The sequence below is a fragment of the Methylobacterium sp. ME121 genome (genome assembly GCF_000974725.1).
GTDB lineage: Bacteria > Pseudomonadota > Alphaproteobacteria > Rhizobiales > Beijerinckiaceae > Methylobacterium > Methylobacterium radiotolerans.
Genome location: NZ_BBUX01000071.1, coordinates 17,755 through 30,354, shown reverse-complemented (window position 1 = coordinate 30,354; position 12,600 = coordinate 17,755). Strand labels below are relative to the sequence as shown.

Genomic DNA, 12,600 nt, shown 5'->3' with positions numbered 1-12,600 from the left:
GGGGCTCGACCAGTCGCACCTCGCCGCCCTGATCGCCGGCGCGACGCCGCCCAAGCCGAAGCTCGCCAAGGCCGCGACCAAGACGGCCTCCGCCGAGAGGGCGCCCGTCGCCGAGAAGGTCGCGGCGAAGCGCTGAGCCCCCGCCGGCGCGGGCGACCGTGCCGGCTGCATGGTTCCCCTGCGCGCCGACGGATACCGGCGCGGCGCCGGGCGTGGCAGGGATTTCGGCCTCTACCGAGATTGGTCAGGCATGAGCACGCAGGTCGCGACCTCCGTCCCCGACGACAGCGCCGCGACGCGCGCCGATCCGGAGGCCGAGCTCGCCGGCCGCCGGCGGATCGTCGGCATCGCCCTGATGTGCGGGGCCGTCGCCTTCTTCGCGAGCCTCGACGCCTGCGGCAAGACCCTGGCGCGGGCCGGCGTCGACCCCCTGGTCACCACCTTCATGCGCTACGCGGCCAGCGTCGCCATGATCTCGCTGTTCATCAACCCGGTGCGCACGCCGGGCGTGGTCAAGAGCCGGCGCCTGCCGCTGCAGATCGCGCGCTCCCTGCTGCTCTTCGCCTCCACGGCCCTCAACTTCCTGGCCCTGCGCTACCTGCAGCTCGCCGAGACGATCTCGATCCAGTTCGCCGCGCCGCTCACCGTGGCGCTGCTCGCCGGGCCGCTGCTCGGCGAGTGGTCGTCGCGGGCGCGGCTCACGGCGATCGGCGTCGGCTTCCTGGGCGTGCTGGTGATCGTGCGGCCGGGCGTCGGCGGGATGCATCCGGCCGCGCTGCTCTGCGTCGCCAACGTCGTGGTCTACGCCTTCTACGCGATCATCACGCGCAAGCTCGCGGCCTACGACTCGACCGCCACGACCATGTTCTACACGGGGCTCGCGGGGCTCGCGCTGATGGCCCCGCTCCTGCCCTGGATCTGGACGAGCCCGGCGAGCCTGACCCACTGGGCGCTGCTGTTCGGGGTGGCGCTGTTCGGGACGCTGGGCCACTGGCTGCTGGTGATGGCCCATGCCCGGGCCCCGGCCAACGTGCTGGCGCCGTTCATCTACACGCAGCTGCTGTGGTCGGTGACGCTGGGCTTCCTGCTGTTCGGCGACGTCCCGAGCCGCTGGACCGTGGCGGGCGCCATGATCGTCGTCGGATCGGGCCTGTACCTCCTGGCGCAGGAGACGATCCGCCGGGAGGCGCGGCCGGCCGCCTGAGGCGACCGGCCGGAACCTGTCAGCGGCCGAGGCGCTCCTGGCGCTCCATCCGCTCCTCGCGGCGGTTCTCGCGCGCCCGGCGGGCCGGGTCCGGATCGGTGCCGAGCACGCCGCCGACCGTGCCGGTCGCCGCGCCGACCGCGCCGCCGACGACCCCGCCCACGGGGCCGGCCGCGGCCGTGCCGTCCTCGACGCCGCGCTGGGCGCCGCGCGCCGTGCCCTGGGCCTCCGCGGCGCCCGCGTAGGCCAGCGGCGCGAGGGCGAGGGTCGCGATCAGAAGCTTCTTCATGGGGCTACTCCCGGATATCGGTCTGGGTCGGCTCCGCGCCGCCGCGGCGGGCGGAGGGTGTGTCGGTCAACGGTTCAGACGCCGATTGGTCCCATCCGCGGTCACGGGCGCGTGATCCGCGCTGCCGCTGGCCTCGGGCCGGGGCGGCTGGTAGAGAACGCCCCATGCACGCTTCGCGCGCCCTGCGCGGCCCCGGCCGCCCGATCCGAATTACCGGCCCGGCCTCCGCCTGAGGGCCCGCTCCAGCGTGGCCGCGCGGAGGTCCGGGATCCTCCTGCCGCCCGACCCGATTCCGCCGGCCCGACGCTGCCGGCCCGACCGCCGATGCGAGATCCGATGACCGCCCCCGAGACCGCGCCCGCCCGCGACTATTCCAAGACCCTGTTCCTGCCGCAGACCGAGTTCCCGATGCGCGCCGGCCTGCCGGTGCGCGAGCCGCTCTTCATCGAGCGCTGGAAGCGGATGGACCTGTACGGGAAGCTGCGCGCCGCCGGCCGCGACCGGCCGAAATTCGTGCTCCACGACGGCCCGCCCTACGCCAACGGCAACATCCATATCGGCACGGCGCTCAACAAGATCCTCAAGGACGTGGTGGTCCGCTCGCAGACCGCCCTCGGCTTCGACGCCAACTACGTCCCCGGCTGGGACTGCCACGGCCTGCCGATCGAGTGGAAGATCGAGGAGCAGTACCGCGCCAAGGGCCGCAACAAGGACGACGTGCCGGTGATCGAGTTCCGGCAGGAATGCCGGACCTTCGCGGCCCAGTGGCTCGACGTGCAGCGCGAGGAGTTCAAGCGCCTCGGCGTCACCGGCGACTGGGACCATCCCTACGCCACCATGGCGTTCCCCGCCGAGGCCGTGATCGCCGACGAGCTGATGAAGTTCTCGATGAGCGGCCAGCTCTACCGCGGCTCCAAGCCCGTGATGTGGTCGGTGGTCGAGAAGACCGCGCTCGCCGAGGCGGAGGTCGAGTACGAGGAGCACGTCAGCGACACGGTGTTCGTGGCCTTCCCGATCCGGTCCGGCGCCGAGGGCGACCTCGCGGCGGCCCGGGTGGTGATCTGGACGACCACGCCCTGGACGATCCCCGGCAACCGCGCGGTCGCCTACTCCAAAAAAATCGCCTACGGCCTGTACCGGGTCACGGAGGCGCCGGCCGACAACTGGGCGACCCCCGGCCAGACCTACGTGCTCGCCGACAGCTTGGCCGCGACCGTGTTCAAGGCCGCCCGGGTCGAGGCGTTCGCGCGCGTGGCCGACGTGAGCCCGTCGACGCTCGCGGGCCTGACCCTGGACCACCCGCTGGCGAAGCTCGGCTACGGTTTCGCCGTGCCGATGCTCGACGGCGACCACGTCACCGACGAGTCCGGCACGGGCTTCGTCCACACGGCGCCGAGCCACGGCCGCGAGGATTTCGAGCTCTGGATGGCCAGCGGCCGGCTGCTGCGCGAGCGCGGCATCGACGCGACCATTCCGTACACGATCGACGCCGACAGCGTCCTCACCGAGGCCGCCCCGGGCTTCACCGGCACACGCGTGCTCACCGCCAAGGGCGAGAAGGGCGACGCCAACAAGGCGGTCATCGCCGCGCTGACCGAGGCCGGGGCGCTGATCGCCCGCGGGGTGCTGCGCCACCAGTACCCGCATTCCTGGCGGTCCAAGAAGCCGGTGATCTTCCGCAACACGCCGCAATGGTTCATCGCCATGGACCGGCCGGTGGATTCGCTCGGCAACCGGACGCTCCGCGAGGTCGCGCTCCAGGGCATCGACGACACCCAGTGGGTGCCGACCCAGGGCAAGAACCGCATCACCGGCATGGTCGCCAACCGGCCGGACTGGGTGGTCTCGCGCCAGCGCGCCTGGGGCGTGCCGATCACCGTCTTCGTCCACCGCGAGACCGCCGAGATCCTGAGGGACGAGCGGGTCAACGCCCGCATCCGCGACGCCTTCGCGGCCGAGGGCGCCGACGCGTGGTTCCGCGACGACGCCGCGCAGCGCTTCCTGGCGCCCGACCACGACCCGGCCGCCTACGAGAAGGTCACCGACGTCCTCGACGTCTGGTTCGATTCCGGCTCGACCCACGCCTTCGTGCTCGACGATCCGGAGGCCTTCCCGGGTCTCTCTGGGGTGAAGCGCGTCCGCGACGGCGGCCGGGACCGGGTCATGTACCTGGAGGGCTCCGACCAGCACCGCGGCTGGTTCCAGTCCTCGCTGCTCGAATCCGCCGGCACCCGCGGCCGGGCGCCCTACGACATCGTCCTGACCCACGGCTTCGTGCTCGACGGCAAGGGCCTGAAGATGTCGAAGTCGAAGGGCAACGTCGTCGCGCCGCAGAGCGTCATCAAGGATTCCGGCGCCGACATCCTGCGCCTCTGGGTCGCGGCCTCCGACTACACCGACGACCTGCGCATCGGACCGGAGATCATCAAGACCTTCGCGGAGACCTACCGGAAGCTGCGCAACTCCCTGCGCTGGATGCTGGGCTCGCTGGCCCACCGGGTCCCGGGCGACGACGTGGCCTACGCCGACATGCCCGAGCTGGAGCGGCTGATCCTGCACCGGCTCGCCGAGCTCGACGGCGAGATCCGCGAGGCCTACGCGGCCTTCGACACCAAGCGGGTGGTGGCGCTGCTCAACGGCTTCATGACCGGCGACCTGTCGTCCTTCTACTTCGACGTGCGCAAGGACGCCCTGTACTGCGATCCGGTGTCCTCGGTCCGCCGCCGGGCGTCGCTGCAGGTGATCGACGAGGCCTTCCGGCGGGTGGCGATCTGGCTCGCCCCGGTGCTGGCCTTCACGGCCGAGGAGGCGTGGCTCGACCGCTACCCGTCCGAGGACGGCTCGGTGCATCTCCAGACCCTGCCGGAGACCCCGGCGGACTGGCTCGACCCCGCCCTCGCGGAGCGCTGGCACAGGATCCGGCGGGTCCGGCGGGTGGTCACCGGCGCCCTGGAGATCGAGCGCGCGGCCAAGCGCATCGGCGCGAGCCTGGAGGCGGCACCGACGGTCTACGTGGCGGACCCGGAGCTGCTCGCGGCGCTCGAGGGCTGCGACTTCGCCGATACCTGCATCACCTCCGCCATCACGGTGGTCGCGGGCGAGGGCCCGGCCGAGGCCTTCCGGCTCGACGAGGTGCGCGGCGTGGCGGTGGTACCGAGCCCGGCCGAGGGGCGCAAATGCGCCCGGTCCTGGCGGGTCAGCCCGAGCGTGGGCAGCGATCCGGACTACCCGGAGGTGACGCCCCGCGACGCCCAGGCCCTGCGCGAGTGGGACGCGGCGCATCCGGAGGCGAGCGCGGCGTGAGGGCCTCCCACGTCGTCGGCGGCGCCGCCCCTGCTCCCCGCCCGCGGGGAGCGGGGGGCGCCGGCCCGGGCCGGGCGCGCCGCCCGTGACGCCCTTCCGCGCCGGCCTCCTGGCCCTCGTCCTCACCCTGATCCTCGACCAGGCCACCAAGCTCGGGCTCTATTTCGGCACCGACCTCGTGCTGACGCAGCCCTGGCGGCTGGCGCCCTTCGCCGACTTCGTCGTGGTCTGGAACCGGGGCGTCTCCTACGGGCTGTTCCAGCAGGAGGGCGGTATCGGCCGCTGGCTCCTCGTGGCCCTGTCGCTCGCCGCCGCGATCGGCCTCGGGCTCTGGATGCGCCGGGCCACGTCGCGGCTCCTCGGCATCGCCCTCGGGCTGATCGTCGGCGGCGCGCTCGGCAACGCCATCGACCGGGCCGCCTACGGCGCCGTCTTCGACTTCGTCCACCTGCATGCCGGCGGCTGGTCCTGGTACGTGTTCAACGTCGCCGACGCGGCGATCGTGGCGGGCGTGATCGGCCTGATCCTCGACAGCCTGTCCCCGGACGGCCGCAAGGACCGGGCGTCGCCGGCGCGGGGCGACCCGGCGCCGCGCCTGTGATCCCTGCAACACACAGGTACGGCTGCACCGCCCTCCTGGCGCGACGCGGTCAAGGCGCCATACGATCGCCGGAAACCGGCCTCAGGCCGGGACCCGTCGGATCAGGCCGCGCCGCGGTCGTCCCAGAGCCGGACCCCCCGTCCGGAACCCGTGAGGCAGCATGACCGGGCATCGCAGGCTTCGTCCCCTCCTCTCCGCCGCGGTGGCCCTGGCTCCGCTCTGCGTCGGCCCCGCGCACGCGCAGGAGCGCGGCGAGTTCATGCGCGACGCCCTGTCGGGCATCGGCCTCCTGGAGAAGCGCCAGGATCCGATCGACTATCACGAGCGGCCCCCGCTGGTGATGCCGCCCAAGATCGACGGCAAGGCCCTGCCCCAGCCGCGGGCGCGCTCCACCAGCACCGCCTGGCCGAAGGATCCCGAGATCGTCGAGCGCGAGCGCGCCGCCGTGGAGCGGCGCAACCCCAAGGGCTCCCAGGCCCAGGGCCGCTACGACGACAACAACGCGACGCTCTCCGTGGAGGAGATGCGCGGGGGCCGCCGCGCCGGGGCGGGCCTGACGACCACCGCCGAGCGCAAGCCCGGCGACAACAACCGCGACGACAGCCTGCTCAGCCCCTTCGAGCTGCTCAAGGGCAAGAGCGCCAACGCCGAGCCCTCCGACATCGAGCCGAGCCGCGACACGCTGACGGATCCGCCGACCGGATACCGGCAGTCGCCCAAGCAGCTGGCCCGGCCGCCGTCGAGCGACCCGATCAACAACGCCAGCCGCGAGCGCGAGGAGTCGGATCCCCGCGCGTATCTCCGTCAGCGCGCGCAGCAGTGACGGGGGCGCCGTGTCGCCGTTGCAACGGCGCGGCGGCGTGGCAACATGAGACGATCGTCCCGGTGCGGTTCTTGCGCCCCGGTGACCAGGACGGCCCCGATCCGCGCGCGCATCCCGACGCGGGACGCTTCGATCCGGGGCCGGCAGAAGGAAAGCGGAATGCACCTGTTCAGGAAGGCGACGCCCACCCTCTTCCCGCTGCGTCCGGGCTCGCCCTACGGCGGCAGCGCCGGCCGGGGCGAGGCCGCGCCGTTCGGGCGTTCCGAGGCGGGCGGACCGGAAGTGACGGCCTTCACCCTCGACAACGGCCTCGACGTGGTGGTCGTCCCCGATCACCGGGCCCCCGTCGCCACCCACATGATCTGGTACCGCAACGGTTCGGCCGATGATCCGCTCGGCCAGTCGGGCATCGCCCACTTCCTCGAGCACCTGATGTTCAAGGGCACCGAGAAGCACCCGGTCGGGGCCTTCTCGAAGGCGGTGTCGGGCCTGGGCGGCCAGGAGAACGCCTTCACCAGCTACGACTACACCGCCTATTTCCAGCGGGTCGCCCGCGACCACCTCGGCACCATGATGGCGTTCGAGGCGGACCGCATGAGCGGCCTCGTCCTCGACGACGCCGTGGTCGCCCCCGAGCGCGACGTGGTGCTGGAGGAGCGGCGCATGCGGGTCGAGACCGACCCCTCCGCCCAGCTCTCCGAGGCGATGGCCGCCGGCCTGTTCGTGCACCATCCCTACGGCATCCCGATCATCGGCTGGATGCACGAGATCGAGGGCCTGAACCGCGAGCACGCGCTGGCCTACTACAAGCGCTTCTACACCCCCGAGAACGCCATCCTGGTGGTGGCCGGCGACGTGACCCCCGACGAGGTCCGGCGCTTGGCCGAGACCACCTACGGCCGCGTCGCGCCCCAGGGCGCCCGGCCCGAGCGCCTGCGGGCGCGGGAGCCGGAGCCGAAGGCCCTGCGCCGCGTCGCCGTCGCCGACCCGAAGGTCGAGCAGCCGACCCTGCAGCGGCTCTACCTGACCCCCTCCTGCATCACCGCCCGCGACGGCGGCTGCCACGACCTCGAGCTGCTGGCCGAGGTGCTGGGCGGCGGCTCGACCTCGTACCTCTACCGCAAGCTGGTCATGGAGAGCGGCCTCGCGGTCAATGCCGGCGCCTGGTACATGGGCTCGGCGATCGACGACACCCGCTTCTCCGTCTACGCGGTGCCCGCCGAGGGCGTGCCGCTGGAGAAGCTGGAGGAGGCCGTCGACCGGGTGCTGCGCCGCGCCCCCGCGGAGGCCCTCGACGCCGAGGCGATCGAGCGCGCCAAGACCCGCCTCGTGGCCGAGACCGTCTACTCCTCCGACAGCCAGTCGTCGCTGGCCCGCATCTACGGCTCGGCGCTCGCGATCGGCGAGACCATCGAGGAGGTCCGCCGCTGGCCGACCGACATCGAGGCGGTGACGCAGGACCGCCTCAAGGGCGCCGCCGAGCGCTGGCTGACGCCGGCCCGCTCGGTCACCGGCTACCTGACCAAGGCGCAGGATCCGGACGCCCCGGTCGCGATGGCCGCCGAGTAACCCCGGGTGCGTCCCGCCGGGCCCGTGACGGGGCCGGACGGGGCGCGTGCCGAACGGGAGCCCTGGCCCGCTCCGCCGTCGCCCGAGAAAGAGACACGAGGTTCCCATGAGCTTGGCCGAGACTCTGGTCGAGACCACCGCCCAAACCGTCAGCTCGCCGACCACGGCGCTGCCGGTGACGACCGCCCCCGGCATCGAGGCGTGGCACGTCGAGTCGCCGGTGGTGCCGATGATCGCCCTGGCCTTCACCTTCGAGGGCGGCGCCGCCCAGGACCCGGCCGGCAAGGCCGGCTGCGCGCAGATGCTGGCGCGGCTCCTCGACGAGGGCGCCGGCGACCTCACCTCCGACCTGTTCCAGGAGCGGCTCGCCGCCCGGGCGATCGAGCTGTCGTTCCACGCGGGCGCCGACGCGGTCGGCGGCTCGCTGAAGATGCTGGTGAAGCACGCCGACGAGGGCATCGCGCTCCTCGCCCTGGCGCTGGCCAAGCCGCGCCTCGACCCCGACGCGATCGAGCGCGTCCGCGCCCAGATCATCGCCGGCCTGCGCTACCAGCAGAACGATCCGGGCGTGCTCGCCTCCCGCCGCTTCTTCAAGGAGGCCTTCGCCGGCCACCCCTACGCCCGCCCGTCCTCCGGCACCGTGGAGAGCGTGACGGCGATCACCCGGGACGACCTGCTGGCGATGCATGCCCGCATCATCGGCCGGGGCCGGGTGAAGGTGGCGGCGGTCGGCGCCATCGGCGCCGAGCAGCTCGCCGAGGGCCTGAACCGCGCCTTCGGGGCCCTGCCGGAGGCCGGCGAACTGAAGGCGGTGCCGCGCACCGAGGTGCACGATCTCGGCAAGCGCGTCATCGTCGACCTCGACGTGCCCCAGTCGGTGATCCGGTTCGGCATGGCCGGCGTGCCGTGGCGCGACCCGGACTTCATCCCGGCCTATGTGCTGAACCACATCCTCGGCGGCGGCGCCTTCACGTCCCGCCTGTTCCAGGAGGTGCGCGAGAAGCGCGGGCTGGCCTACTCGGTGGGGACCTCGCTGGTCAGCCACCGGTCGGCCGCGATGACCTGGGGCTACACCGCCACCAAGAACGAGCGCGTCGGCGAGGCCCTGTCGGTGATCGGCGACGAGATCGGCCGGCTGATCGCCGACGGGCCGGACGACGACGAGCTGCAGAAGGCCAAGGATTACCTGACCGGCTCCTACGCGCTCGGCTTCGACACCTCGACCAAGATCGCCCACCAGCTGGTGCAGATCGCCTTCGAGGAGCTGGGCATGGACTACATCGCCCGCCGCAACGCGATGGTGTCGGCCGTGACCCAGGCGGATATCCGCCGGGCCGCCGCCCGCACCTTCGCGGACGGCAAGATGCTGGTGGTCGCCGCCGGCCGGCCGGTCGGGCTCTGAGGGCCCGGGCTCGGGAACGCGGCTCCGCAAGATCGGCCGCGTCCGGGGGACGATCGGCGCGCCGCGACCCCTTCGCCCTTCCGGGGCGCGGCCCGGAGCGGCGTGGCGCCTCCCGGGCGGCGACCGGTGCAGGCCGACCGCGGCGCTGCGCCGGGGGAACGGGTGCCGGCCTCCCGATCCGCGGGCCGCTCGCAAAGCCGCCGCCGCTCCCCACCTGAGGCGGACGCGGCGAACTCCAGGACCGACATGCAGCTCACCGGCATTCACCACCTCACCGCGGTGACCGCGCGCGCGGCGGAGAACGTCGCCTTCTACACGGGCACGCTCGGGCTGCGGCTCGTGAAGAAGACGGTGAACCAGGACGACGTCTCGGCCTACCACCTGTTCTACGCCGACGGCTTGGCGAGCCCCGGCACCGACATCACCTTCTTCGACTGGCCGGCGCCCCGGGAGTGGCGGGGCTCCAGCAGCATCACCCGCACGCATCTGCGCGTCCCGGGCGAGGGCGCGGTGGCGTGGTGGCACGCGCGCCTGCGCGAGGCCGGCCTCGTCGAGGCCGAGCCGGTCGCGCGCGACGGGCGCCTCACCCTCGACTTCGAGGATCCGGAGGGCCAGCGCCTCGCCCTGGTGGACGATGGCGGGACCGGGCCGGAGCATCCCTGGGACGGATCGCCGGTGCCGGCCGCCTACCAGATCCGCGGCCTCGGCCCGATCCGGCTGTCGGTTCCGGACCCGGCCCGCACCGCCGCCGTGCTGACCGAGGTGCTCGGCATGCGCCGGGACCGCACCTTCGAGACGGGGGACGGCCCGGTGGAGGTCTACGCGATGGGACCCGGCGGCCCGGCCGCGGAGCTCCAGCTCCTGGCCGACCGGTCCGCGCCGGCCCGCCAGGGCGCGGGCGCGGTCCACCACGTCGCCTTCCGCATCCCGGACGGGGCGTACGAGGCCTGGGCCGACAGGCTCAGGGCGGCGCGGGTGCCGAGCAGCGGGCCGGTGGACCGCTACTACTTCCGCAGCCTCTATTTCCGCGAGCCCAACGGCATCCTGTTCGAGATCGCCACCGACGGGCCGGGCTTCACCGCGGACGAGCCCCTGGAGACCCTGGGCGAGCGCCTGGCCCTGCCGCCGTTCCTGGAGCCGCGCCGGGCCGAGATCGAGGCCGGGCTGACGCCGCTCCGGCCCGGCGCCCCCGCCTGAGGGCGCGGCGCGGGGCCCGCCCGGCGGCAACCCTCCCATGTCCCGGGCGACGCTGCGGGGCGTCCGCGAAGACGCTAAATATTCGAACGATTCCAGGCCGTTCACTTCTTTCGCGTGTGTGATCCCGGCGCGCCTTGACGGGCGTGCTGCAACTGCGAAAGAAGCAGCGCGCGTGTGTTCGCATCCGGATCCGGGCGGGTTCCCTGCCGAGGATCCACCCCCGCCCGAGCGGGGCGGCGGGGATCCCCCGCACCACGGGACCCGAATCGTCGGGACCGTGAGCCGAGCGTCAGAGGATTCGAGGACTGATCCGTCGATGAGCAAGTTCTACGAGGAGCGCGTTCTGTCGGTCCACCACTGGACCGACAACCTGTTCTCGTTCCGCACCACCCGCGACCCGGCGTTCCGCTTCCGCAACGGCGAGTTCACCATGATCGGCCTGGAGGTCGAGGGCCGGCCGCTGCTGCGCGCCTACTCGGTGGTCTCGGCCAACTACGAGGAGGAGCTGGAGTTCTTCTCGATCAAGGTCCAGGACGGCCCGCTGACCTCGAAGCTGCAGCACCTGAAGGTCGGCGACCCGATCATCGTCGGCAAGAAGCCCACCGGCACGCTGGTGCTCGACAACCTGCTGCCGGGCCGCAACCTGTACCTGCTGGGCACCGGCACCGGGCTGGCACCGTTCCTGTCGATCATCAAGGATCCCGAGGCCTACGACCGGTTCGAGAAGGTCGTGCTTGTCCACGGCTGCCGGCAGGTGCAGGAGCTGGCCTACGGCGAGACCATCACCGAGACGCTGCCGCGCCACGAGTTCCTGGGCGAGATGATCTCGAACCAGCTGATCTACTACCCGACCGTCACCCGCGAGCCGTTCCGCAACCGCGGCCGGATCACCGACCTGATGGTCTCGGGCAAGCTGTTCGAGGATATCGGCCTGCCGCCGATGTCGATCGAGAACGACCGCTTCATGCTCTGCGGCAGCCCCGACATGATCCGCGACACCCGCGAGCTCCTGTCCTCCCGCGGCTACGAGGAGGGCAACCACGGCGAGGCCGCCCACTACGTCATCGAGAAGGCCTTCGTCGAGAAGTAGCGCGTCCGCGCAGGCCGGTTCGGCTTCAGCCCGGTGCGGTCCGCCGCGCCGGGCTTTTCTGTGCCGGCGCGTCCCCGGATCCGGCCTCGGGGGCGGGGCGCAGGATCGCGCCGTAGCCCTCCTGCGGGTCGCCGACGAAGCGGATGCCGGCCCCCTCGAGGACCGCGCGGATCGCCGCGAGGGTCCGGGTGCGGGGCTGGACCTGCTCGCTCTCGATCATGTTCAGGGTGACGACGGAGACCGCGGCGCGGCTCGCGAGAACCCCTTGCGTCCACTTGAGAAGTCCGCGGCCGGCGCGGATCTGGGCGGCAGTGATCATGGATCCGGGATCGCCCGAACTGAAAGAATTATCAAGTTTCCGGTTGACGCAGGCCGAGCGCGACCGTATCCACCGCGCCATCGGCCTGCCGGGCCGGTGATCTGAAGTTTCCGCACTCTCCCTGTATCCGCGGCCCGCGCGCCGCGGCGGAAGAGTCCGGTTCCCTTCGCGTCGGTCGCCACCGGCAGCCAATCGCAGTTCACCGGCGCGGGCCGGAGACGCTCGGTTATCCCTGTCACGGATCCCCCGAGCCTCATCGACACGCCCGCGTCACCCGAAGCCCCGTTCGGACGGAGCATGGCATGAAACAGCACGACGGCATCGACGTCGCGGCGTTCGCCCGTCCCGGGCTGATGCGACCGTTACGGTCGTATCGCGGGGCTCTCGGCCCGAGAGGCTGAGCGCGTCTCGAGGACCCTGCGGGCCGGCAGGGGACGGTTATCATCGGTAGAGCGCCGCGGGCTTGTCCCGCGGAGGTTGCGGGTTCGATCCCCGCCGGGGGCCGCGCGGTCGCCGGAGCTCATGCCCGTCCCCGACACCACGACCGCAGGGCCCCGCGAGACGACCGGGGCGCCGACCGTGCGCGGATCCCGGCCGACGATGCGGGCCGGAGAGGAACGGTTATCTTCACGTCAGGGAGGTCGCGGGTTCGAATCCCGCCGGGCCGCGAGGCCCGTAGCTCAGCCCGGATAGAGCGCCCGGACACCGTTCCTCACCCCACGCCCGCATCGCCCGGACGCGGGCCGGAAGACGAAGGTTATCGGGATCCGAGGGGTGCGGGTGCGAGTCCCGCCGGGCCGTCA

10 protein-coding genes and 2 tRNA genes are annotated in these 12,600 nt (G+C 72.6%); 10 read left to right on the top strand and 2 right to left on the bottom strand.

Annotation, left to right across the window (positions count from 1 at the left end; translation table 11 throughout):
• The first annotated feature begins 250 nt into the window (after positions 1-250).
• Positions 251-1,204 (top strand): DMT family transporter, encoded by a 954-nt coding sequence (locus tag ME121_RS27475; protein WP_012318777.1) that lies wholly within the window; start codon positions 251-253, stop codon positions 1,202-1,204.
• 19 nt (positions 1,205-1,223) lie between these two features.
• Here ME121_RS27475 and ME121_RS27470 read toward each other — a convergent pair whose 3' ends face one another.
• A complete protein-coding gene (locus ME121_RS27470; RefSeq protein ID WP_012318778.1) occupies positions 1,224-1,493 on the bottom strand; it encodes a hypothetical protein in 270 nt (89 codons plus the stop codon).
• Between the two features lie 336 nt (positions 1,494-1,829).
• Here ME121_RS27470 and ileS point away from each other — a divergent pair, with 336 nt between their 5' ends.
• The 7 genes from ileS (at position 1,830) to ME121_RS27435 (ending at position 11,478) form a co-directional block, all read left to right on the top strand.
• Positions 1,830-4,796, top strand: a complete 2,967-nt coding sequence (ileS, locus tag ME121_RS27465) for an isoleucine--tRNA ligase (protein WP_089231337.1) — start codon at positions 1,830-1,832, stop codon at positions 4,794-4,796.
• Between the two features lie 85 nt (positions 4,797-4,881).
• A complete protein-coding gene (gene lspA / locus ME121_RS27460; RefSeq protein WP_012318780.1) occupies positions 4,882-5,397 on the top strand; it encodes a signal peptidase II in 516 nt (171 codons plus the stop codon).
• Between the two features lie 160 nt (positions 5,398-5,557).
• The gene (locus ME121_RS27455) at positions 5,558-6,220 is read left to right on the top strand and encodes a hypothetical protein (RefSeq protein ID WP_012318781.1); all 663 of its coding nucleotides are present in this window, start codon (positions 5,558-5,560) and stop codon (positions 6,218-6,220) included.
• A gap of 159 nt (positions 6,221-6,379) precedes the next feature.
• Positions 6,380-7,789: a M16 family metallopeptidase gene (locus ME121_RS27450; protein WP_012318782.1), complete on the top strand. Its 1,410-nt coding sequence runs from the start codon at positions 6,380-6,382 to the stop codon at positions 7,787-7,789.
• A 106-nt stretch (positions 7,790-7,895) separates the two neighbouring features.
• Positions 7,896-9,191: a M16 family metallopeptidase gene (locus ME121_RS27445; protein WP_012318783.1), complete on the top strand. Its 1,296-nt coding sequence runs from the start codon at positions 7,896-7,898 to the stop codon at positions 9,189-9,191.
• A gap of 246 nt (positions 9,192-9,437) precedes the next feature.
• Positions 9,438-10,388 (top strand): ring-cleaving dioxygenase, encoded by a 951-nt coding sequence (locus ME121_RS27440; protein WP_059409958.1) that lies wholly within the window; start codon positions 9,438-9,440, stop codon positions 10,386-10,388.
• 316 nt (positions 10,389-10,704) lie between these two features.
• Positions 10,705-11,478, top strand: a complete 774-nt coding sequence (locus tag ME121_RS27435; RefSeq protein ID WP_012318785.1) for a ferredoxin--NADP reductase — start codon at positions 10,705-10,707, stop codon at positions 11,476-11,478.
• Between the two features lie 25 nt (positions 11,479-11,503).
• On the opposite strand, the gene ME121_RS27430 is transcribed toward ME121_RS27435, so the two are convergent.
• Positions 11,504-11,797, bottom strand: a complete 294-nt coding sequence (locus ME121_RS27430; RefSeq protein WP_012318786.1) for a helix-turn-helix domain-containing protein — start codon at positions 11,795-11,797, stop codon at positions 11,504-11,506.
• A gap of 602 nt (positions 11,798-12,399) precedes the next feature.
• Here ME121_RS27430 and ME121_RS34385 point away from each other — a divergent pair.
• A tRNA-Ser gene (locus tag ME121_RS34385) sits at positions 12,400-12,466 on the top strand.
• Positions 12,467-12,598, top strand: a tRNA-OTHER gene (locus ME121_RS34380).
• Positions 12,599-12,600: the final 2 nt, after the last annotated feature.